This window comes from Protofrankia sp. Cas3 (genome assembly GCF_963555955.1).
Taxonomy (GTDB): domain Bacteria; phylum Actinomycetota; class Actinomycetes; order Frankiales; family Frankiaceae; genus Protofrankia.
Genome location: NZ_CAUVXP010000100.1, coordinates 1 through 22,000, shown reverse-complemented (window position 1 = coordinate 22,000; position 22,000 = coordinate 1). Strand labels below are relative to the sequence as shown.

22 protein-coding genes and 1 pseudogene are annotated in these 22,000 nt (G+C 67.8%); 9 read left to right on the top strand and 14 right to left on the bottom strand.

The window, feature by feature from the left end:
• A partial coding sequence (locus tag U9983_RS17825) for a DUF445 domain-containing protein (protein ID WP_322755119.1) occupies nucleotides 1-903 on the bottom strand: 903 nt, incomplete at its 3' end.
• Between the two features lie 370 nt (nucleotides 904-1,273).
• On the opposite strand from U9983_RS17825, the gene U9983_RS17820 reads away from it, so the two are divergent.
• Both U9983_RS17820 and U9983_RS17815 read left to right on the top strand, forming a co-directional pair.
• A complete protein-coding gene (locus U9983_RS17820; RefSeq protein WP_322755118.1) occupies nucleotides 1,274-3,235 on the top strand; it encodes a hypothetical protein in 1,962 nt (653 codons plus the stop codon).
• Nucleotides 3,236-3,573: 338 nt separating this feature from the next.
• Complete coding sequence (locus U9983_RS17815; protein WP_322755117.1) at nucleotides 3,574-4,608, top strand: WD40 repeat domain-containing protein; 1,035 nt, start codon at nucleotides 3,574-3,576, stop codon at nucleotides 4,606-4,608.
• Here U9983_RS17815 and U9983_RS17810 read toward each other — a convergent pair.
• From U9983_RS17810 to U9983_RS17795, 4 genes are all read right to left on the bottom strand, one after another.
• Nucleotides 4,521-5,786, bottom strand: coding sequence for a DUF4276 family protein (locus U9983_RS17810; protein WP_322755116.1), 1,266 nt, complete (start codon nucleotides 5,784-5,786; stop codon nucleotides 4,521-4,523). The two genes, U9983_RS17815 and U9983_RS17810, sit on opposite strands and share 88 nt — an antisense overlap.
• Nucleotides 5,787-5,911: 125 nt before the next feature.
• Nucleotides 5,912-6,379 carry an AAA family ATPase gene (locus U9983_RS17805; RefSeq protein ID WP_322755115.1) on the bottom strand — a complete coding sequence of 156 codons (468 nt, stop codon included), beginning with the start codon at nucleotides 6,377-6,379 and terminating at the stop codon, nucleotides 5,912-5,914.
• Between the two features lie 117 nt (nucleotides 6,380-6,496).
• Nucleotides 6,497-8,659 (bottom strand): SpoIIE family protein phosphatase, encoded by a 2,163-nt coding sequence (locus U9983_RS17800; protein WP_322755114.1) that lies wholly within the window; start codon nucleotides 8,657-8,659, stop codon nucleotides 6,497-6,499.
• Nucleotides 8,660-8,832: 173 nt separating this feature from the next.
• A complete protein-coding gene (locus U9983_RS17795; RefSeq protein WP_322755113.1) occupies nucleotides 8,833-10,014 on the bottom strand; it encodes a CaiB/BaiF CoA-transferase family protein in 1,182 nt (393 codons plus the stop codon).
• A gap of 113 nt (nucleotides 10,015-10,127) precedes the next feature.
• Here U9983_RS17795 and U9983_RS17790 point away from each other — a divergent pair, with 113 nt between their 5' ends.
• The 3 genes from U9983_RS17790 to U9983_RS17780 all read left to right on the top strand — a co-directional run bounded on the left by U9983_RS17790 (nucleotide 10,128) and on the right by U9983_RS17780 (nucleotide 12,571).
• The gene (locus tag U9983_RS17790; protein ID WP_322755112.1) at nucleotides 10,128-11,009 is read left to right on the top strand and encodes an enoyl-CoA hydratase/isomerase family protein; all 882 of its coding nucleotides are present in this window, start codon (nucleotides 10,128-10,130) and stop codon (nucleotides 11,007-11,009) included.
• Between the two features lie 4 nt (nucleotides 11,010-11,013).
• Entirely contained in the window at nucleotides 11,014-11,913 is a 900-nt protein-coding gene (locus U9983_RS17785) for an enoyl-CoA hydratase-related protein (protein WP_322755111.1), read from the top strand.
• A 139-nt stretch (nucleotides 11,914-12,052) separates the two neighbouring features.
• Nucleotides 12,053-12,571, top strand: a complete 519-nt coding sequence (locus U9983_RS17780; RefSeq protein WP_322755110.1) for an NUDIX hydrolase — start codon at nucleotides 12,053-12,055, stop codon at nucleotides 12,569-12,571.
• A 367-nt stretch (nucleotides 12,572-12,938) separates the two neighbouring features.
• On the opposite strand, the gene soxR is transcribed toward U9983_RS17780, so the two are convergent.
• Nucleotides 12,939-13,436, bottom strand: a complete 498-nt coding sequence (gene soxR / locus U9983_RS17775; RefSeq protein WP_322755109.1) for a redox-sensitive transcriptional activator SoxR — start codon at nucleotides 13,434-13,436, stop codon at nucleotides 12,939-12,941.
• 107 nt (nucleotides 13,437-13,543) lie between these two features.
• On the opposite strand from soxR, the gene U9983_RS17770 reads away from it, so the two are divergent.
• Together U9983_RS17770 and U9983_RS17765 are read left to right on the top strand one after the other, a co-directional pair.
• On the top strand, nucleotides 13,544-14,392 hold the full coding sequence (locus U9983_RS17770; RefSeq protein WP_322755108.1) for an SDR family NAD(P)-dependent oxidoreductase: 849 nt from the start codon (nucleotides 13,544-13,546) through the stop codon (nucleotides 14,390-14,392).
• Entirely contained in the window at nucleotides 14,392-15,564 is a 1,173-nt protein-coding gene (locus U9983_RS17765) for an S-adenosylmethionine:tRNA ribosyltransferase-isomerase (protein ID WP_322755107.1), read from the top strand. The genes U9983_RS17770 and U9983_RS17765 overlap by 1 nt, the downstream gene beginning before the upstream one ends.
• A 420-nt stretch (nucleotides 15,565-15,984) precedes the next feature.
• Here the strand turns inward: U9983_RS17765 and U9983_RS17760 are convergent, their stop codons facing one another.
• Nucleotides 15,985-16,386: a hypothetical protein gene (locus U9983_RS17760; RefSeq protein ID WP_322755106.1), complete on the bottom strand. Its 402-nt coding sequence runs from the start codon at nucleotides 16,384-16,386 to the stop codon at nucleotides 15,985-15,987.
• Nucleotides 16,387-16,864: 478 nt separating this feature from the next.
• Between U9983_RS17760 and U9983_RS17755 the strand changes: the two genes are divergently transcribed.
• Nucleotides 16,865-17,032, top strand: a complete 168-nt coding sequence (locus U9983_RS17755; protein WP_322755105.1) for a hypothetical protein — start codon at nucleotides 16,865-16,867, stop codon at nucleotides 17,030-17,032.
• Nucleotides 17,033-17,193: 161 nt separating this feature from the next.
• Here the strand turns inward: U9983_RS17755 and U9983_RS17750 are convergent, their stop codons facing one another.
• Both U9983_RS17750 and U9983_RS17745 read right to left on the bottom strand, forming a co-directional pair.
• Nucleotides 17,194-17,448, bottom strand: a complete 255-nt coding sequence (locus U9983_RS17750; protein WP_322750786.1) for a hypothetical protein — start codon at nucleotides 17,446-17,448, stop codon at nucleotides 17,194-17,196.
• A gap of 123 nt (nucleotides 17,449-17,571) precedes the next feature.
• Nucleotides 17,572-18,018 carry a hypothetical protein gene (locus tag U9983_RS17745; protein WP_322755104.1) on the bottom strand — a complete coding sequence of 149 codons (447 nt, stop codon included), beginning with the start codon at nucleotides 18,016-18,018 and terminating at the stop codon, nucleotides 17,572-17,574.
• A gap of 302 nt (nucleotides 18,019-18,320) precedes the next feature.
• Between U9983_RS17745 and U9983_RS17740 the strand changes: the two genes are divergently transcribed.
• Nucleotides 18,321-18,593 carry a hypothetical protein gene (locus U9983_RS17740; RefSeq protein WP_322755103.1) on the top strand — a complete coding sequence of 91 codons (273 nt, stop codon included), beginning with the start codon at nucleotides 18,321-18,323 and terminating at the stop codon, nucleotides 18,591-18,593.
• A gap of 64 nt (nucleotides 18,594-18,657) precedes the next feature.
• Here U9983_RS17740 and U9983_RS17735 read toward each other — a convergent pair whose 3' ends face one another.
• From U9983_RS17735 to U9983_RS17715, 5 genes and pseudogenes are all read right to left on the bottom strand, one after another.
• Nucleotides 18,658-19,539, bottom strand: coding sequence for an acyl-ACP desaturase (locus U9983_RS17735; RefSeq protein WP_322755102.1), 882 nt, complete (start codon nucleotides 19,537-19,539; stop codon nucleotides 18,658-18,660).
• A gap of 17 nt (nucleotides 19,540-19,556) precedes the next feature.
• Nucleotides 19,557-20,417, bottom strand: coding sequence for an SAM-dependent methyltransferase (locus U9983_RS17730; protein ID WP_322755101.1), 861 nt, complete (start codon nucleotides 20,415-20,417; stop codon nucleotides 19,557-19,559).
• A complete protein-coding gene (locus U9983_RS17725) occupies nucleotides 20,414-20,674 on the bottom strand; it encodes an acyl carrier protein (RefSeq protein ID WP_322750791.1) in 261 nt (86 codons plus the stop codon). Before U9983_RS17725 ends, U9983_RS17730 begins: the two co-directional genes overlap by 4 nt.
• A gap of 77 nt (nucleotides 20,675-20,751) precedes the next feature.
• Nucleotides 20,752-21,540 carry a ferritin-like domain-containing protein gene (locus U9983_RS17720; RefSeq protein WP_322755100.1) on the bottom strand — a complete coding sequence of 263 codons (789 nt, stop codon included), beginning with the start codon at nucleotides 21,538-21,540 and terminating at the stop codon, nucleotides 20,752-20,754.
• 107 nt (nucleotides 21,541-21,647) lie between these two features.
• Nucleotides 21,648-22,000 (bottom strand): annotated as a pseudogene (locus tag U9983_RS17715) (AMP-dependent synthetase); the annotation flags it as partial.

Sequence of the window (22,000 nt, the reverse complement as noted above, 5' to 3'; positions counted from 1 at the left end):
GTCGACATCCGGGTGGTTGCGGACACGTTCCTTGAACTTCTCCACCCGCTCGGCAGTGCCCGGGTCGGTGCGCAGCTGCTCGGCGAACCGGGTCAGAAAGTCGTCCAGGGCCAGGCGCAGCCGGTGGTTCGGATCCGCGCGGACCTCCCCGGTGAACCGCAGCGCTTCGGCGTAGGCGCGGGCCGCGATCGCCTCATCCACGAAGCGCGGTGACCATGACGGGGCCTGGTCGGTCACTATCTGTAGCATGATTTCCGGGTTGTTGCGCAGCCAGGTCTCCACCTGGACGGCAACCAGGTCGACGAGACGGTGGTGTAGTCCGTTGTCTACAATGCGGTCCAGCGCCGTGCCTGCGGCCGGGGCCCACGGGCGGTCCATGACCCGGGCCAGGATGGTTTTTTCGACCACTTCCACCATCACTTCGTCCCGGATGCCCGCGAGCGCCACGACCAGCCGGGTGGATGCCTCCGCGGTGATCCGTTCGGCATGGCCGGGTCCACCGAGCCAGGTCCCGATCCGCATGGCCACCCCCAGGCCCGCGATTTTGTCGCGGATCACCGGCTCGGCCAGGAAGTTCTCGGCGACGAAGCGTTCGAGGCTTCGCCCCAGGTCGTTCTTGCGGTTCGGGATGATCGCCGTATGCGGGATGGGCAGGCCCAGCGGCCGGCGGAACAGTGCGGTCACGGCGAACCAGTCGGCCAGGGCGCCCACCGCACCCGCTTCCGCGGCGGCCCGGACATAGGCGGCCCACGGTGGCCCGCCGCTGGTCTCCCACCGCCAGAACACGACATAGATGATCACGACGAAGGCCAGCAGGCCGGTCGCGATCATTCGCATCCGCTGCAGCCCACGCCGCAGTTCGGCGTCACCGGCCGCCGTGGGTTCTGATCGTGCAGGCATCATCCTCCGCTCACGGGTTGTCACGCCGCTACTGCCAGGCGCTCTTAACGATGTGAATCTGATGCTCCTGCCACAACACCAGATTCACATCGTTCCCAAAGACCGTACGGCTGCGACGGTCCGAGACCCGGTTGCCGGTCATGCTGGTGACCGAGCCGTCAGTACCCGTGCCGTCAGTCCCCGTGCCGCGCCGAGGGTTCTGGTGGGGTTGTTGGTGGAGCGTGATCGCCGAAGGCGATTGCGTGGTTGTGGATGGCGGCCCGCCATCGAGCCCGGGGTCCCCGTGCCGCGCCGAAGGCGCTGCATGGGGGAGGCGTATGTTCAGCGGCTGACTCCTCGCACCGGCGCGCGGGGTTGTACGGAGGGCACGGACTTGTCAACGAACCTGCGGGCGGCCTCGCTGGACGGGCGTCGGGCTGCCAGCTGGTGGGCTGCACGGATCCCTGCCTGGGTGCTTCCCGCGTTGATCTGCGCGTGGTTCGTCGTGGTCCTGGCCGCGACGGTCGGCAATGGTCCCGCATGCTCAGCCACCGACCCGGACAGCTGCGGGCCGGATCTGGGCTCGGCCCTGTTCGGTGCATCCCTGCTGGGCGTTCCGGTGCTGCTGTGGTGGTCCCCGGTAGCCGGCGCCGCCGCCGGGATCGTGTTCGGCACCGCGGATGTCCTCGTCGACACCAACGGTTCCGCTCGGGTCGCCTTTGCCGCGTATGGCGTGGCCTGCGGTGTGGTCGCCGCCTGGCTGGCGCGGGTCCGGACGACCCAGCGGGCTGTCTTCGATCAGCCGGCCGGCATGCCCGTGACCCTGCCGCGGGTTCGCCCGGGCGGCCCCCGGCGATCCCGACTACTGGCCGCGGCCGCGCTCACTGCGGTGGCGGTCGGGCTGTATGCCTGGTACGACCACCTGAGCGCCGTTGAGGACGATCATGTCGCCGTGGCCGGCGTAGAGAGCGTCCAGATCGTCGCGGTGGGCGATGGACGGATCACAGTGGTTCTTGCGTCGGGGTTACGACACACCGTGGTTGTGTCCGACGCCGGTAGGTACCCGACCGGTTCGTCCGTGCGGGTCCTGACCGATCCGGGTGATCCCGACTGGGTTCGCCTCGTGGCCGAACCGGATGACCCGAGCGGGTGGGCGGCCGGGGCGTTCGGTGCCGGCGCGGCCGCGCTCGCGTTGACGTCGCGGGAGTTCGTCGGATGGCGTGCGCGCCGCCGTCTGGTGACCGGTCGGCACCGTGGCGTCCAGGTCAGGATCATGACGGATGAGCGTGGTGCCGCGCTCGTCTACGCCGCGGACGATGTGCGCGGCGAACGGCCGCTCGCGGTCGTCCCCGTTCGCTGGGCGGCTGGGACGGCCGAGTCCGAGCCTGCCGGATCTGGTCAATTCGGTGCTCCCGGTGGATGGGCCGATGAGCGGGCCTTCGGGCGGGCCTGGCGGGGCGAGGTCAGCGAGGATGTCACCGCGCACGTCGCCACGCTGGTCGGCGGGATGCACGATGACGCCTGGCCGGCCTTTGTCATCGGTGATTCTGCCGGCAGTGATTCTGTTCTCGGCGAGCCGGCCGCCGCAGAGTCGGTCTGCGATGACGTTCTGCTGCCCACCGCTCCGCTGCGGACGTTCCGCTCGCCGCCGGGCACCTGGTGGCGCTTCGTGCGAGGCGGCCGCACCTCCCGGGTAGCCCGGACCGGATCGGGTTCGGACGACAGCGCATATGGCCTGCCCGGCCGCCCGGTACCGGCGAGCGACGATGCGGGCGTGCTCGACCTGCCCGCGGTCGTACGCGGGCCGGGCAGATACCGGGCGGCCGGCGCGGCAGCGCTGGGCGGCGGACTGCTCGGCGCGCCGATCGCCGTCCTGCTCGGGCTGGACGTCCTGCCCGCCGCGTGGCTCGGGGGCATTCTGCTGGCCAACGGCCTGTTCGCCGTCGGCCGCCGCGTGGTCCTCGACGATGATCGGTTGACCATTCGCGGCGCGATGGTCGCCCACAGCGTCGCCTGGGAGTGCCTGCATGGTGCTCGACTCGTCGGTGACCGGCTTGTGCTGGCCTGGGAGCCGGCCACGGTGGTGGCGGTCGGGCCGTTCGCACCGGTGGGGGAGTCTCCCGGACGTCGGGAACAGGCCGAGCGGACCGGCGCCATGATGATGACGTTGCGTGCGCGGTCTGGTGCGTCTGGTGCGTCTGGTGCGGATGCGAATGGGGGCGTGGGCGGGAGCGCCGATCCTGTGCTGTCGCCACGTGGCACGGTCACCCGGGCACCGGCTTTCGGGTTCGTGGTGGTCGGCGCCTACATCCTGCTCGTCGCCGCGGCCTGGTGGTGGCACGTCCACCACGGCTGACGAACTGCGCCGTGATGTCTGGGTGCGGTGAGCGCGGTGGCAGGTGGCCCGCCCGAATGGAGGGCAGGTTGTCGACCACCTCGCATTCGGTAGTCCCATGAATGCGAATTCCGGCCTATTGTGAAGAGTCGCAAAGCCGGTGGTACGCTTCGCGTCCGATGGTCCGCCTCCTCTCCTCGAATTGGGCTGCGAACCCAATTCTTGCAGGAATGGACCATCTTCTACCTGTGATCCGTCGAAACGAATCATAATCGATGGCTCCGTGAATGATCATCGAAGGAAAGGTTATCGTCACTATGACAGGTGCTGTGGGAAGCGATTCGTCAAGGCTGATGGCCGTGATATTCGTGACTGGCGTTGCGGTAGTCGTCCTGGCAGGATGCGGCGGATCGTCGGGGAGCGCAGTCAATTCCACCGCGGGCGCCTCGGCGACTCAGGCGCCCGACCCCGGCAACCAAAACGCCAGCGCCTCGGCGACCCAGGTGTCCGGCCCTGGTAACCAGCACCCGAGCGTGCTCACCGGTCACACCGCCCGGGTCACGACAGTGGCGTTCAGTCCCGACGGCAGAACTCTCGCCACCGGTAGCGCGGACAAGACTGTGCGGCTGTGGAACGTTGCCACAGGCCAGGTCACCGCGACCTTCACCGGTCACACCGGTGGCGTGTTCGCCGTGGCGTTCAGCCCTGACGGCAGGACCCTCGTCACGGCCGGCGAGGACTTCACCGTGCGGGTGTGGAACGTTGCCACGGCCAAGGCCACCGGAAGCTTCGCCAACTTGACGGACCAGGTGACCGCTATAGCGGTCAGCCCCACCGACGGCAATGTTCTCGCCACCGGTAGCGCCAACGGGCCGGTGCGGCTGTGGAACGTTGCCACCGGCCAGGTCACCACCACCTTCACCGGTAACACCAACTATGTTTACGGCGTCGCTTTCAGCCCCGACGGTAAAACCCTTGCCAGCGGCAGCCAGGAGTCGGTGCGGCTGTGGAACGTGGCCACCGGCCAGCTCGCCAGCACGCTGACGGATGGCGCTACCAACGTGGCGTTCAGCCCGGATGGCACGACTCTCGCCAGCGCTGCTGACCGCAACCGGGTGCTGCTGTATGATCTTGCTACCGGCAAGACTATCGCTACGCTCACGGGCCACACCGGCCAGATCTACAGCGTGGCGTTCAGCCCCGACGGCAAGGTCCTCGCGAGTGGCGGCAACGATACCACTGCCCGGCTGTGGAACGTGGTCACCGGCCAGACCACCAAGACGCTCACGGGCCACACCGGCCAGATCTACAGCGTGGCGTTCAGCCCTGACGGCAAAGTCCTCGCCACCGTCAGCGAAGACAGCACAATCCGGCTGTGGGACGTCACCAGCTGACGCAAACATTCAGCCCGAATCAGCTTGGAATTTAAGGTCACTCGCAGTGAGATCACGGTTGAAGGTTCCGTGTTGTCCGTCTCGGGACCCGGCAGTGACACATCGCCGTTGACCCGGCCCCACAGCGGCCCTGGGCCGTACCGCCTCACCGGGCCGGGCCTTCGCGTGCCGTCGCGGGGGGCACCCGCCCCGTAGGGCGGCCCTGGCAGGATCGTGGGTTGCGACACACATGATCGAACCAAGGCCGTGAGACGGATCCGCTTGGAAGGAGCGGTGGTGACGCCATCATCAACCAGTTCCGGCCCGCCGTGGTCATCAACAATTCTTGCGAGCCGGCGGGCGACCCGACTGTCTCCGACGAGATCACCGAGCTGAGGCGCAGCCGCGAGAACCCAGGATTCGATCTCGTGCAGCACGACATGGGGGGCGAAGCGTGGATCCCCAATCTTACGTTCGATCTCAGTCTCCACGTATGTCACCCCCTCGTGGGCAGATGCATCTGGTCGGGTCGACATGCCCGGCGCGTCCTGCGGTAAGCCGTAGTAGTCGATCATTGTGGTTACGACGTCGATGGTGGGGTCCTGAAGAACCCGCCGGATCTCGTTTTCCAGGCGGTTCCAGGAGGTTACTCCGCCGCGTTTCGCTGGTCCGCTCGCCATTCGCCTGGTGGTAATGATTGATTTCCGTACATGGAAGCCCGCAGCTACCAGAAACGGCTCGAGCACCTGGCCGATGATGACGAACTCGGTGTGTCCCTCGGCGAGAAGGTAGAGAGATCGCATCCGATCAGGCCTGCTCGCGACCTGGCACGCCGCCGAGCAGGTTCTACGCCACAGGTCTCCCAGCGAATAGTCGTCCAGCCAGGCTGTGAGCCGGTTCGGGTCCGGCCGGTGGAAGGTGGACGCGCCATCCTCGCGCTCGACGATGATGATCTCATCGAGATTGAACTGGTCGATCAGCGGGACTGACTGGGTGGCGACGACAACCTGGCTGAATGTGCTAACAGCTTGGAGCATCCCGGCGAGCTGGACCAGAGCGAAGGGGTGGAGGCCGAGTTCCGGTTCGTCGAGGACGACGATGAGTGGTGGTTCCGGCTGCAACAGCAACGTAGCCAGGCAGACGAACCGAAGTGTTCCGTCCGAGAATGCCTCGGGGCCAAGGACCTTATCGAGTCCCACCTGACGCTATCGTAGCCGCACGCCTTGCTTTTCCTCCACAAGTACAAAGTCGCGGAAGAAAGGAGCCACCTGGCGGATCGCGCGTACGATGCGCTGGTAGGCACGCTGCCTGGAAACTGACAGGCCTAGTAGGAAGGCCGCCAGATTGGCCGCGTCTGGGGCGAGCGTGACGTTGTCCGCGGAGTCGGCGAACAGCTTGACCGGCGCGGTACGGCTTGTGTCATGGAAGTGGTAGACACGGCAGCTGCCGAGTCGGCGGAGGAGATCGTCTCGCTGTCGAAGACGAAGTCGTCCCGCGCGCCCGGCACGAGTCGCGCCTCGTAACTGTCAGGTGGGGACTCCACGCGAAGGCTGATCGCAGCCTTACCCTTGGTACCGCCATGGAGCAGTGTGGCAGCGCCGCCGCGTAGACCGACGAACAGCTGTAGATTATCATTGGCGATGCGTCCGAGTAGTTCCAACGCATTGACGAAGTTGCTCTTGCCTGCGCCGTTGGGTCCGACCAGGACGTTCAGCCGCCCGAGTTCGACGCGCGCAGAGCGGATTGATGTGTAACCCTCGACCGTCACGGACGTGAGTCTGCTACCGATCATGACTCACACTTTAGCGCCCGGGGACTGCGGCCTCCGGGCGCGCGATCTGACGATCGTCGCGCACCCTTTGGCCCTTGCGCCGCCAGCGCCTGACACCTCACGGCGGTGTCGGGGAGATCATCGATCGCCGAGGAGGTCCGCGGCGAGCAGGCAGAGGTCGTCCTCTCTGCCGCTGGGCCCGGCGACGTCGGCCAGCAGCCGGTCGCACGCCGCGTCCAGGCCCATGGCGTGGGAGCCGGCGGCAACGGCAGACAGGAAGTCGAGTCGCTCTGAGATGGATGTGTCCCGGCGTTCGATCAGCCCGTCGCTGTAGAGCAGCAGGCGTGCGCGTGCCGGCAGAGTCACGGTGTCCTGTCGGTAGACCAGATCGTCCACGGCGCCGAGGATCGGGCCGTGGACCTCCTCCAGAAAGGTCGGGGTGGCGCCGTCAAGGAGCAGCGGTGGCGGATGCCCCGCACATGACCAGGTCAGCAGTTGGTCGGTCACGTTGAGGCAGGCGACTACCGCGGTGGCGTAGACCTCCGCGTCGGACGTCGTGAGGCTGGCCGACAGCTGACCGGTGATCGCGGCCGGGGTCTGGCCCAGCATGGCATAGGCGCGTGCCGCGTGCTTCAACTCGGCCATCACCGTGGCGGCACGCAGTCCGTGGCCACCGACGTCGCCGACGATCAGCATGAGTGAGCCGTCCGGGAGCGTCAGAGCGTCGTACCAGTCGCCACCGACGTCGACGTCCCGGCCCGCCGGCAGGTAACGCGCGGTGAGTTCCACGCCGGCGACGTTCGGTAGGTGCCGCGGCAGGATCGCCTGTTGGAGTGCTTCAGTTACTGAACGCTGTCGCTCGTACAGGCGCGCACGTTCGATCGCGTGGGCGCAGGTGCCGGCCAGGGTGGTCAGGAAGGCCCGCTCATCAGCATCGAAGGTCTGATCGGTGGTCCAGCCGAGCAGGATGACGCCGATCGGTCGCCCCGAAATAATCATGGGAATATGTGCCATGCCGGCCAGCAGAGCAACCTCAAGGAGGGTGCGGACGTGCGGATAGTCGGCCAGGTAATCCGCGCGGGACGCGTCGAAGCGGGCACGGGCGGTGCGCAGGACCTCCGGGGTGGCCGCGGTTGCCCGGCCGGAGACCCGCTCCAGGACGTGGTTGACGCGGTCGGACTGCGTCGTCGGGCTGACCATGCGTATCCGGCCTTCCTCGCCGACCAGCATGATTGCTGCAATGTCGGCACCGAGGTCGTGACGCGCCGAACGGGCCATGACGTCGGCGACGTCTGGGACGGTCAGTGCCTGGCCGAGCGCCGCGGTCACGTCGAAAAGCTTGCGGGCACGGTCCAGCGCAGACGACAGCGAGGTGATCAGCTCCGCGCGCTGCGCCTCCGCGCGTCGGCGCTCGTCGACGTTACGGAAGTACACGGTCATACCATCGGGGGCGGGGAACAGCCGGATCTCGAAACAGCCGGCCAGCGGCCCGTAGTACCCCTCGGTCTCCGCCGGGACCTGCGTCCGCAGGGCCCGCAGGTAGAGCTGTTCGAATGCGGAGCCGACGACCTCCGGATACACCTCCCACATCGGCATCCCGATCAGCTCGGAGGGGTCACGGCCGAACAGCCGACTCGCGACCGCGTTGACGAACACGAACCGGCCGCCGCAGTCGTAGACCGCCACCCCGTCGCTGACATGTTGCATCGCGCGGCCGGCCTGCTCGCGCCCACTCCGTAGTTCGGTGGTGTCGGCGCAGACTCCGGCGATACGGACAATCTGACCGGAGGTGTCGGTGATGGCCCGGCCACGCCACTGTAGCCAGACCGGTGAACCGTCCGGGCGTATCACCCGGTACTCCTCGAGGATGAAGCCACCGGTCGCCAGCGCCGTGGCGATCCGGGCCTGCAGGTTCGGCACGTCGTCGGGGTGGACGAGGGCCAGGAACGCCTCCAGCGTGCCGCCGAACGAGTCCAGCTCGATGCCATGCAGCTCCCCGGTGCGCCGATCCCACCGTAGCGTTGCGTCGACGATATCCCACTCCCAGACACCTACCTGCGCGGCGTCCAGTGCGAGCAGTAGGTGATCGAGAGCGTCGGCGTCCGTGGACGATCGCGCGTCACAGGTGGCTGACCGGCCGGAGTCGTCGGCTGTGCGGTCGCCGGCTGTGCGGTCTGCGGTCGCGCGGTCTGCGGTCGCGCGGTCTGCGGTCGCGCGGTCGCCTGACCTGCGCACGGGGACCAGGTGGTCGCGTGGAAGGTCGTGGCTGGTCCGCCCAGGATCGGACGGCGGTGTCGACACGGCTCGACAGTCAACCACGAGACCTCGGATGCGCATCAGCAAAGGGAACGGAACAGGCCAGTATCTTGCCAGAATGTTACAGCTTGCTACCACATTCCCAGTGCTTCTCGTCACGGTCGCGGATGTGTTCGACCGCCGGATCGTGGGTTCCGGCGGGCGGCCGCCTGACCTGGTCAGCCCGCAGCGGTCCCGCCGACGACCCCGGCATCGACCAGCTTCGCGACCTCCTCCGGTGTGAAACCCCAGCCGGTGAGCACCTCGGAGGTCTGCTCGCCGGGCAGTGGCGGCACGGCGCCGAGTTCCGCCGGCGTACGGCTGAAGCGCGGTGCCGGCGCGGGCTGCACCACACCGTCGCGCTCGATGAAGGTGCCACGCTCCGCGAGGTGCGGATGTCGCGGAGCCTCGGTGAACGACAGCACCGGTGCGACACAGGAGTCGGTGGCCAGCAGCAGGTCGGCCCACTCGTCGCGGGTCCGGGTGCGGAACACCGCGGCGAAGCGCTCCTTGAGTGCCGGCCAGTGCGTCGGGTCGTCCCGCGAGGGCAGTTCGTCCGCGGACAGGCCCATAAGGTTGATCAGCTCGTTGTAGAACGGGCCTTCCAGCGCGCCGACCGCGACATACCTGCCATCGGCGGTTTCGTACACCTCGTAGTAGGGGGCGCCGGTGTCGGCGAAGTTCGTGCCGGGTTCGTCGCGCCAGCGTCCCTGCGCAAGCAGGCCGTGAAAAAGTGTGGTGAGCAGCGCGGTGCCGTCCACCATGGCCGCGTCCACGACCTGCCCGTGCCCGGAGGCGCGTGCCTCCAGCAGAGCGCAGACCACGCCGAAGGCGAGCAGCATCCCACCGCCGCCGAAGTCGCCGACAAGGCTGAGCGGCGGTACCGGTCGCTCCCCGTGCCGCCGGAAGTTGTTCAGGGCACCGGCGAGCGCGATATAGGTGATGTCATGGCCGGCGGTGTGGGCGAGTGGGCCGTCCTGTCCCCAGCCGGTCATCCGGGCGTAGACCAGCCGGGGGTTGCGGGCCAGGCAGACCTCGGGCCCGAGGCCCAGTCGTTCCATGACGCCGGGCCGGAACCCCTCGACCAGCACGTCCGCGGTCGCGAGCAGCGTGAGCAGTGTCTCGATCCCGGCGGGGTTCTTCAGGTCGAGGGCAACCGACCGCCGGCCGCGGTCCAGGGCATATCGGCGGGGATCGGCGGCCTGCCGGCTCTTCTCGTAGTCGCCGCCGGCGGTGCCTCGTCTGAGTCGATCCACTCGGACGACGTCCGCGCCCATGTCGGCGAGCAGCATCGCCCCGAACGGGGCCGGGCCCAGACCGGCCATCTCCAGCACCCGCACGCCTGCAAGCGGACCGGTCATGGGTGTCTCCTCGTTACGATGGCCCTGTTTTATGGCTGACTAATCTGAATGATAGAGATGTATGGTATCGCCGGTCCCACAACGACACCGACGACGGGGACACAGGAGGCGCAATGACCAGCGGACCGGGTGATGTTGAGCCGGGTGGCCGTGAACCGGGTGGCCGTGAACCGGGTGGCGTCGGACCGGACGGCGCCGACAGGCCGGTCGTCGTGAGTTGGCCGCGCCCGTCGATCGCCCAGGTCACCCTGGCCCGGCCTGAGCGGCTCAACGCCCTCACCTTCGACATGGTCGGACGGCTGTCTGACACGTTCACGCAGCTCGGGGCGGACGAGCGGGCGAGAGTGATCGTACTCACCGGGGCCGGCCGCGCCTTCTGCGCCGGGCTGGACCTCGCCGGCCACGTCCAGAGCAAAATGGCGCGATCTCGGGGGCCGGCCGAGCGGCTGCGTGGGCAGGAGCGCTTCGCCGCGATGGTACGGGCGATCCGCACGATTCCCCAGCCGGTGGTCGCCGCGGTCAACGGCGCCGCGGCCGGTGCCGGGATGGCCCTGGCGCTCGCCGCGGACGTGCGGCTGGCCGCCGCGTCGGCCCGCTTCCACGTCGCCGCTGTCAAGATCGGATTGTCCGCGGGGGAGTGTGGTATCAGTTACCATCTGCCCCGCTGTGTCGGTTCGTCGCGCGCCTTCGAGATCATGCTGACCGGCCGCCCCGTGGACGCGGCCGAGGCCGATCGTATCGGTCTTGTTTCCCAGGTGGTCGACGACGCGGACCTGCTCGACCGCGCGCTGGACACCGCCGGGGCCATCTGCGCCAACAGCCCCTTCGCCGTGGCGATGACCAAGAAAATCATGTGGGCCAACCTTGAGGCGGGGTTCGACTCGGCAATCGAGCTGGAGAACCGGACCCAGATCCTGGCCTCCATGACGGCCGACTCGGCAGAGGCCATGCGCGCGTTCGTGGACAAGCGAACGCCGACCTTCACTGGAGAGTGATGCGGTGGACTACCAGCAGATCCTGTACGCGGTCGAGGAGAACGTCGCGACCATCACCCTCAACCGTCCCGAGCAGCGCAACACCGTCACCTACCGGGTCCTCGACGAACTGATCGACGCTTTCACCCGGGTCGGCGCGGACGATGACGTGCGGGCGGTCGTGGTCACCGGAAGCAGCGGGCGCTTCTTCTCGGCCGGCACCGACCTGTCCAGCGGTGACGGGTACGACGCCTCGTCGACGAAATTCAAGCCACTGCGCGGCGGGACCAGGGATGTCGGTGGGGAGTTGTCCCTGCTGATCTACGACCTACCCAAACCGGTGATCGCCGCGGTGAACGGGACCGCGGTCGGGATCGGCATCACCATGATCCTCCCGATGGATGTGCGTATCGCCGCGGACGACGCCCGCTTCGGGCTGCCCTTCACCCGGCGGGGCATCGTCCCGGAGTCGTGTGCGAGTTTCTTCCTGCCGCGGATCGTCGGGATCTCACGGGCGGTCGAATGGGCCGTTACCGGGCGGATCTTCCCCGCCGCCGAGGCGTTGGACGCCGGTCTCGTCCACCAGCTCGTGCCCGCGGCTGACGTGCTGCCCCGGGCCCGGGAGATCGCCATTGAGATCGCTCGAAACACCTCGGCGGTGTCGGTGGCGCTCACCCGACAGCTGATGTGGAAGCTCCTCGACGCGGACCATCCCGTCGAGGCGAACCGGCTGGAGTCCCAAGCTCTGCTCGCGCTCGGCCAGCTGGCCGACGTCGGTGAGGGAGTGGCGGCGTTCCGGGAGAAGCGGCCGCCCGCCTTCACCCTGCGCACCAACCGTGACCTGCCCACCTTCTATCCGTGGTGGACGACCCCGCCCTTCGATGGTCCTCCTGTGGCCAAGGAGGACGCCGAACCGGAGCCGTGACCGACCCGCATGGCGCACACCACACCGCCGATGTTGCGGTGGTCCGCAGGGGTCCTCCCGGAGGAAATACTGTCGAAGGCGTGCAGGCTCATGACCGTTTGTATCCCCCGTGTCGTCGTCACTGCCCCTGTGGTTCTCGGTGACGGTGTTGCCGGGCGCCGACGCCCATGCCGACGCCGCCGGCCATGTCGATGCCCATGCCCATGCCGATGCCGATGCCGATGCCGACGGTCATCCGGCTGAGACCGGCGGGCGGCAGCGGATCGCCGCCTATGGCCTCTGCCGGGACGGCGACGGACGCGTTCTGCTGGTGCGGGCCGCGCCGAGCACGCACCTGGCCGGCCAGTGGTTCCTGCCCGGCGGCGGGCTCGGCTTCGGTGAGGACCCCGAGGACGGCCTGGCCCGTGAGTTCGTCGAGGAGACCGGCCTGACGGTGCGGGCCGCCGCGCTGCGCGCCGTCCTGTCCGACGTCTCGGTGCTGCCCAGCCGGGTACGGGTGCACACGATCCGGATGATCTATCGTGTCTCGCTGTTCGACGGCGAACCCCGCCCGGAGGTCGCGGGCTCCACCGATGACGTCCGCTGGGTGTCGTCGGACCTGCTGGCGACCCTGCCCGTGGCGGACTACGCCCGACGCGCGTTGTCCGCCTTCGCCTGAGGCTGTCACTGCGGGTACAGGTGCGCCCGTAGGCGCCCGTAGGCGCCCGTAGGCGCCCGTGGGTGGCGTCCAGCGCACGGCGTAGGCCGATCTCGGCGCGCCGGTCCAGCACGGAGATGACCATCGTGGTGCCCACGCCCACGCCCACGCCCACGCCCACGCCACCGACGAGCAGCGCCACCCCGCCCCACCGGTAATCCTCACCTCAGAGCCGAATGATGTGGATCTCATGCTGCTCCACCAGCACCAGAATCACATCCTTGAGAGGCGGCCGAGCCAGGGACGGGGGACGGGCCGGGGACCGGGATCGACTGAGGTTTCGCCGCGGCCACGACTACGGCCGCTACGACTACGACTACGACTACGACTACGGCCGCTGCGGATGCGGATGCGGATGCCGAGCCGGCTCGGTCGGCTCGCGCAGGCGGGCGGGTAGGTAGGCGGCGCCGGGACCTTTGCGTGCCGCGACGTCGGCCGGGTTGGACATCGCGCACAGTTGCAGGGAGAGGCATCCGCAACCGATGCAGGAGTCAAGCCCGTCGCGTAGGGCTGTCAGCGCGGTGATCTGGTCGTCGAGACGTGTGCGCCAACCGCGGGACAGCTTTGTCCAGTCCGCCTTGGTGGGCGTTCGGCCACCGGGTAGCTCCGCCAGCGCCGCGGCTACCTCGTCGAGGCTGAGGCCGACGTTGCGTGCGGCGCGGATGAAGGCGAGCCGGCGCAGAATGTGACGTTCGTACCGGCGCTGCCCACCGGACGTGCGTGCGGCGCTGAGGAGCCCCTCACGTTCGTAGTAGCGCAGTGCCGACGCTGCGAAGCCACTGCGCCGAGCGACCTCGCCGACCGTGAGCAGGTCCGTGGACAGCATCGGTGCCTCCCTGGATCCGGGTGTCGACCCGATCGGATCTCTTGACTTAAAGCTAACTTCAACTACCAGTATGGCGTTCAGTTGCTGCCACGGCAAAAGGAGACCTCATGCCGGTCGCACTCGTTACCGGAGCATCCCGCGGGCTTGGTCGGGCAACCGCCCGGGCACTCGCCGCCCGGGGCTGGTCGCTCGTCATCGACGCGCGGGGCGCCGACGCCCTGCAGACAGTGGCCGGGGAGCTGACGGTCGCCGTCACCCGTCCCAACGTCACCAGTCCCAACGTCACCAGTCCCAACGTCACAGTCACGACCATCCCCGGCGACGTCGCGGATCCGCGACACCGGACGGCTCTCGCCGCCGCCGTGCACCAGCACGGCCGCCTCGATCTGCTTGTCAACAATGCGAGCGTGCTGGGGCCGAGTCCGCAGCCCGAGCTTGCCGATTACCCCTTCGACGAGCTGGCGCGTGTCTACGACGTCAACGTGTTCGCGCCGCTGGCGCTGGTGCAGCTCATGCTCCCGTTGCTGGCCGAAAGCGCCGGCAGCATCGTGAACGTCAGCTCGGACGCGGCCGTCGAGGCGTACCCGGGTTGGGGCGGGTACGGTTCGGCGAAGGCCGCGCTGGACCAGCTGACCGCGGTGCTCGCCGTCGAGCGGCCGTCGTTGCGCGCCTATTCCTTCGATCCCGGCGACATGCGCACACAGCTGCATCAGCAGGCATTCCCGGGGGAGGACATCAGCGACCGGCCCGCGCCGGAGACCGTTGTACCGGCTTTGCTACGGCTGGTCGACGAGCGTCCGGCCAGCGGCCGTTACCGCGTGAGGGACAGCACCGCTGTGAGGGACGGCACCGCTGTGAGGGACGGCACCGCTGTGAGGGACGGCACCGCTGTGAGTGTCGCCACCGCTGTGGGTGACACTGCCGCGGTTGACACCGCGGTCGGGCCGGTGTCGTGATGACGGAGCGTCCCGTCGCCCGGACGCGGTTCGTGCTGCCGGCGCAGGCAAGCGCGACCATGCCGCCCGAAGCACGAGGTCTGCGGCGCGACGGCGTCCGACTGCTGGTTGCGGACGAGCTGGGAGTACGTCATGCCCGCTTCGCCGATCTGACCGACTTTCTCGAACCCGGCGATCTCATTGTCGTCAATACCTCCGCAACGCTGGCCGCAGCCGTTGACGGTCGGCGTGAGGGGCGCACGGGAGCGGGGCGTGACGGGTGGACAGGAGGCGCAGCGGTCGTGGTCCACTTCTCCACTGCTCTGGACGATGGCTCCTGGGTGGTGGAACTCCGCCCGCCGGGACCGGCGACGGGGCCGGTCAGGGACGCGGTCGCAGACGAGAAGGTCAGCCTGCCCGCGGGCGCGTCCCTGACACTTGTGGCTCCCTGCTCCGAGGTTGCCAGCGTGGATGGCGGCGTCGCGGGTAACCGGCTGTGGCGGGCACAGGTTGACGTCGAAGGAGGCGTAAGCGCTTTCCTGGCCACGCACGGCCGGCCCATCACGTATAGCTACGTGACCGGTCGGTGGCCGTTGGAGTCCTACCAGACGGTGTTCGCCCACGACCCGGGCAGCGCGGAGATGCCCAGTGCGGGGCGACCCTTCACAACCGAACTGGTCACGTCCCTGATCGCTGCCGGAATATCGATGGCTCCGGTGACCCTGCACACCGGCGTGTCCTCACCGCAGGAGGGTGAACCGCCGTCGGCCGAACCGTTTCGTGTTCCGCCGTCGACCGCGCGGCTGGTCAACCTGACCAGGACGGCGGGCCGGCGGGTCGTCGCGCTGGGCACGACGGTCACCCGTGCGCTGGAGACGGTCGCACGGCCCGACGGCACGGTGCGGGCCGGGCAGGGGTGGACGGATCTGGTACTCGGGCCGGAGCGTCCGGCCCGGGTTGTCAGCGGCCTCGTCACCGGCTGGCATGCTCCGGGCGCCTCGCACCTGCTCCTGCTGGAGGCGGTTGCCGGCGCGGATCTCGTGGGGCGGGCCTACCAGGAGGCGGTCGGTGAGCGCTACCTTTGGCACGAGTTCGGGGACAGCGCCCTGCTATTGCCACGGCGGCACCGACCGCTGTCATCCGCAGAAGACAGCGGAGAAAATATGGCGCCCGTGACAGATCAGTGGGTGTGATCCTGCGCTGATCGCAAGGCCGGCCGGGAGTGCCACCGACGCCGGACAATCGACCGATGTATTGCCCGAAGGTGGCCTGGAAAAGCGGGCACGAAATTCCGTTATATGGTGTTTATGATTCCCTCGACGGGCTGCTCCGGGAATCCGGGGCGGATAGTACCGAAAGCTCGCTCCTCGGTGTTCCGGCGACGTTGGCCGGCCCGCCCGACATCGCCCGCATCGTGGGTGTCGATGGTATACCGGTAGGATCGATCATTCTGTCGCCTCCGCGAAGAGGGGCATGATCATATCGCCTTCGGTCAGCTAGGAGAGCATTGTGATGAAGCGATCGACCCTGATGGTCGACGGAACCGGGCGAATGTTTGGAACTGTCTTTCTGGCGACATCTGTGATCGGCGCCGTCCTGGGCGGGACGATCAGTTATGTGACCGCGGACGGCACGCAGGCCGCTCCGCCCAGCACCGGTATCGCCGCTGTGGTGGTGGGCGCGTCGCCGTATGGCAACGCCGCGGTCCCGCCGGCCACCGCAGCTGATGTGGCGGCCTCGGTCATCGACGCTCCGCCGGGCATCGCGCTCGCCCCGGCCGCAGCACTGACGCCGCGTGCCGATGAGCCGGTCGCATCCGGCACCCAGCCTGCCACCAGCACCGACGCGGCTGCGGGCGGGTCGGCCACCAGCGGCACGGACCATGCGGGAGCGCCGGCGACGGCACCAACACCGGCGCCGGTCGCGTCGACCCAGAAGCCGGAATCTGATCCGGCCACGGCGACCCCGGCTCCCAGCGCAACGGCGCCGGCGTCGGCGCCGGCGCCGCCTGCCACGACATCCCCGTCGCCGGCATCGAAGCCGCCGCCTGCGGACGGCGGTCGGTGACGAGCTGACGCTCGTCATCCCGATTCATCGGCATTGCCGCGACGGCGATGTCCGGATTGAAATTATTGGCATGATTGCCGTGACCACCGTTTTTCACGGCGACGATGCGGTGTGTAACCATCACGTCGCGGTATGCTCCGCAGTGTCGAAGAAAAACGTGCCTGGCGGCTCGGACAGGAGATCTGAATCGGGCTCACAGGCTTTTCGGCCGGGCCAGGGGGTATATGAAGCCAGGTGTGTCCACGGTGTTCCGCAGGGCCGTCGGCGGCCTGGCTGGACTGTGGATGTGCCGCTTTTGCCCGTGCTGCCACGCGACCGGAGACGGCTTTGTTCCAGGAACGGCATAAAATGGTGCCCGGACGTTCTGGCTCGTTTATCATAAATATACCGCGATCTGTTTTCATCGGGCTGGGCAGCGGCGTCCTGTTGCTGGTTGCCTTTGCCTTTGCCGGGTCGCTGGACCCGCTTGCGCTTGCCGCGGTGTTCAGCTACCTGGCCATCTACGGCTTTTCGCTCGTTCTGCTGCGCCGGCCGGCGGCCCGGCGGCCGGACCCACCCCAGGTCGGAACCGACCGATTGCGTGGCGACGACTAGGGCCTGTCCGGTGGATAGTGGTCGATGTGCACGATAATCAAGAAGGCGGTCGGCAAGGCGGAGGACAGCGGGGTCCCCGTGCAGCGCGAAGCGGTGGATGGAGTGCGATCGATGGTGGTGTTCTACCGGTGTCGACCACCGGTCCGTGACCTGGGCCGGGGTCAGGTTGCCCGGACGCTGACCCGCGGGGTCGACACGGTGCCGTTGGTCATCCAGGTGAGGTCATTTTCGGTCACGCGCAGCCGCTCTGCGATCTCCTGGCTTGTCCGGCCGGACTCAACTGCTTCGCGAAGCGCCTGGCTACGTACAGTGCGCAATGATGTACGTCGGTCGCAGTTGGTCCAGATCAGATCGTTTGCTACGACGGCCCGCTCGACCGGGTCGGTGATGGCAAGCACCTCGTCATGGGATAGCACGCGACGATAGTGGTCGCTCTACGCCGTCCTGGCAATCCCCGCGTGAACGGTAGCTACCAGTTGTCCAGGTCGTCTGTCTGGTGATTCTACCGGATTGGTAGCACGCTGTTATTTAACTGCTACTCAGAGGACGCCACCGTGTTCCGCAGTGGGGTGCGTCCGCCGCCGGTCGTGACGGTCCCGCACGCGTAGGTAGATCTCCAGGGAAAGATTGAGCAGGAGGTGCCCCTCGTGGGCCGGCCGGCGGAACGTACCCGGTTGGACGCCGAAGAGGCGGGCGGCTCGTTCGCGGCGCTGGTCGAGGGTGAGGGCGAGGGTGCCCGGCCACAGACACAGCATGATCCCGGTAGCTTCGCTGTGCGGCTTGTCCAGGGCTGCGACGGCCGCGGTGAGCAGGCGATGCGTGTGGATCGCGCGGTCGTGGAGTGTCTGGCGGGGCATGCCCACCTCGGCGGGCCAGACCAGGTCGATGAACTCCGGCGTGTACGTGATGAGCTCGGCGGGCCGGCCTCCGCGGCGGAGTATCCGCACGAGCTGGTGGTGAATCTGTTGCACAGTGGCGGTGTCCATCGGATGGTTCGGTCGTTCCCTTCCATGTGACCTGCGCGGACCGTCCTCGGTACCAGCTCCTGCCAGTTTCCTGCCAGTTTCCTGCCAGCTACCAGCCTTCTACGTGTTCCCGTACCCGGTTTTGTGCCGGCGTTGCGCTCGGAATCTGCCCGGTACAGGTGCTGAATTCTGCCATGGCCGCAATGTTGACTGTTGGGTGATGGGCAGAACGTGCGCTGGCGGTGGGACAGGCATGACGCCGTCGGGCCGCTCATCGATTGTCGCAGTTGCCTCAGGCGGGCAAGCGATCGGGAGGGTTGCCGATGAGCACAGAGCCGCATCCGAAGCCGCATCCGAAGCCGGCGGCGCATCCGGCGGCGCATCCGCCGCCGGGGCCGACGGCGGACCAGCCGTTATACGCCGCTGTCCGCTTCGCCGGTAACGACCGGTCCAGTGTCGCCGAGGTGGCGATTCTGTTCGAGAGCGCGGCCGCGGCCGACGATTATGCCCACAGGAGCCGGTGGGATGACTACCTCGTGGGCGCGGTCCGCTTCCATCTCCCATCGCGAACCTGTCGGGTACGATGGGTGGCATGATTCGGTCGGTCCCAGCCGGCAGCCCGGGCGTGGCGGGTCGGAAGGAAGATCCAGCGGACAGGCTCTAAGTGGTGGTGCGGCAGGCAGCGATGAACTGGGTTAGCTCGTTCACACGATCCGAGCGGGCATCGACTGCGTGGTTTATCACCCGGATCAGGTGTTCGTAGGCGTCGGTATGATCGTAACGCGCGGTGTCTGCGATCCGCAGCGCCCAGCGCCAGTAGCCCTTGATCGTGTCTGCCAAGGGCATCCGGAATTGCGCTATCACGTCCCGGATCGGTTCCACTGCGGCATCGCCGTAGGTGCGCAGGTAACGTTCCACCATGTCAGCCATGAACGTGAAGTGCCGGGCCTCGTCCCGGCCGAGCCGGTTCAGGATTTCCCGTAGGACCTCGTCGGTGACAACGGCGCGTAGCCCCTGGTAGTAGAGCTGGGTCGCTTTCTCCTGTACGAGGGTGTAAGCGAAGTACGAGGCCGGATGCTCGTAGGGCAGAGTGAACGGCTGTCGTCCTTCCGCGGCAAGCTCCAGGCGCAGCTGTTCGGGCTCGGCGAGTCCGGACGCTACCTGGTAGCGGAAAAGAGCGCGGGCGTGGCTGTCTTCTTCCTGCGCCCAGCGGACCGTGAAGTGGTAGAGCTCCCGGTTGCGCACGAAGTCCTCGGGGCTGACCTGGTCGTCCAGTGGAAAGCGCTGGTTGTAGAGGGCGAAGTAGCCGGGCAGGTGGTCCTCGATCATAGTGATGAAGCGGACCGCGGACCGCTGCCCGTCGGTCAGCATCCCGCAGTCCGCAGCGTCCCAGCTGAAGTCGGTCTCGACATCGAAACGGCGCGCGGTCGGTGCGGCGGCCATGAACGACGTCACCGCCTGCTCGATGTCGGCCGCGGGTAGCAGCGGGCTTGCCTCCCGCCGGGACGCAGGCGGGGTGCCGGTCGGGTCCATGACGGCCATCGTTTCTCCTGACGGGGTCATCGGGCTTTCCGACACGTCAGGGCGTAGTGCTTGGTGGTGTATCCCCATCCCGCGTTGGCGATTTCCAGGTAGCGTTCGAGCTGGGCCGCCAGACCGGGTTTGATCTGTTCGATGTCGGCGGTGGCGGCGCGGACGTTGGTCAGCCAGTCGTCGATCGTCTGCCGGTAGTCCCCGGTCAGGTCGTCGAGGCTGGTCAGGGAGAAGCCGGCGTCCTCGGCACCGCGGACCAGCTCGGACACCGGCCGCAGGTCTCCCCAGCCGAAGATGGCGTCGCCGACGAACCGGGTGCCGGCGCGCTGGTGGAACGTGGTGTGGGCGGCCGTGTTACGAAAGCAGCTCTCCGACACGTACAGGGTGCCGCCGCGCCGGAGCAGCGCCCGTGCCCGACTGAACGCAGCGGTCAGATCAGGCATGTGCACGATCGATCCGAGCATCGTCACCGCATCGAAGCCGCCGGCGGGAAAGTCGGTCTCCTCGAAGTGCCCCTGCACGGTGGTGACTCGCTCGGCCACCCCGAGCTCGTGGGAACGGTTACGGATGTACTCGTGCTGGCGTCCCGCCGGGCTGATTCCGACTGTCTGGCACCGGTATTCACCGGCCATGAACAACAGCAGCGAACCCCAGCCGCAACCGACGTCGAGCAGCTGCTCGCCGCCGCGCAGACCGAGGCGTTGCGCGACGAAGTGCAGCTTGTTGACCTGGGCCTGCGCGAGTGTGTCCGACGGTGATCGGTACAGGCCGGAGCTGTACTTACGGGAGGAGTCCAGGAACAGGCCGAAGATCTCCGGATCGAGGTCGTAGTGCTGGTTGGTGTCGGCGAGGGCGGCAGCCGCGTTGGTCGCCGTGGTCGCCGTCACGCTGGATCCAGCGCGAGGGCACCCGCGACCACCAGCGCGACGTCGTTGATGGACGAGAGACCGAAGACGTCCTCGTCATCCAGCTCGACGTCGTAGTGCCGCTCGATCCTGGCGATCATCCGGAGGACCTTGACCGAGTCCGCGCCCTGCATCGACCGCAGGTCGGCGGACGGGGCCACGCCGGCGGCGGCAAGGCCCAGTTCCTCGGTCACGATCCCGGTGACCGTGGCGACGATCTGCTCATGGCTGACGGACATCAGTGCTCCTTCGGGGGATGGGGGTGGCTGGTTCATGCCTGCGAGCGTCATGCCTGCGAGCGTCATGCCAGCGAGCGTCATGCCAGCGAGTCAGCCAGGGCCCGCCGGATGCGGGCGCCGCTGCCGAGGTCCAGACCGGTCAGGGTGCCGAAGGCCCGGCGGATCTTCACCTGGAGGCGGTCGAGCTCGCCGTCCCCGGCAACCTGCTGCAGGAAGAACTCGAACCCGGTGTCGATCGTCTCGTGGCCGAGAAGTTCGGGTAGCTCGCTCTTGAAGACGCTCACCGGATGCTTGATCCGCGCGTCAGAGGTGTAGACGTGCAGCGTCTCAAGAACCGACGGCAGTTCGTCCGGGTGCGCCGCCAGCCGCTGACGGGTGAAGTGGATGAACTCACGGGCGTGTGCGGCCTCGTCACGGCTGGCGGTACGCATGATTGTTCTCAGTACCGGTTCGGTGACCCAGTCCGACAGTGCCCGGTAGACGTGGTTCACCGTCAGTTCCGAGACGATGTTAGTGGCCAGGGTGGCGGCCGGTGTGGTACCGGGAGCGTACGGTTCACGCATCGCGTCGACCGGGGCGGTGTCGACGGGGACGTCGAGGGCCGCAAGCCAGGCCCGGAAGGCGTAGTGGTGCTGGAGCTCCTGGTATCCCCAGATCGCCACGAAGGCCGAGAAGTCGTAGTCGTCGACGAATTCGTTGAGGAAGCCGTGCTGGGCCGCGATCGAGTTCGCCTCGCCCATCACCGCGCTGCGGGCCATCGCGACGTGGTCGGGATGCACCAGGTCGCGATCGATCTGGTCGAGTGGGAGGTCGGTGAGCCGCCACTGGTGCCGCTCATACTGCCGGAAGACGTCATAGCTGTGCATCGGGTTCCCTCGGTCTTGATCACGCTGGCTTGATCACCTGGGTTTGGTCGCGGGGCTTGAGCACGTGGGCTTGGTCATGCCGGATCGGCGCGGCCGGCCCCGCGGCGTCAGGCCGTGGCGTGGCGCACCTGCTCGCGGACGGCCAGGCGTTGGAACTTCCCGCTCGACGTACGCGGGAGCGAACTGGGCGCCACCAGGCGCACTGCCAGGTCGGACAGGCCGAGCGTGGCGATGACCTGCGCGCGCAGGTCGGCTGCGAGCAGGTCCCGGGCGGTCGGGTCCTCCAGACTTGTCTCCGCGAGCAGCGTCATCAGTTCCGCGCCGTCGCCGTTGCCGTCGCCGTCGCCGTTTCGTTCCGCGACCGCCACGCAGCGGCGCTTGAACACTCCGGGGATGTCGCGGACGATTCCCTCCACGTCTTCGGGGTAGAAGTTCGCTCCGTGCACAATGATCATTTCCT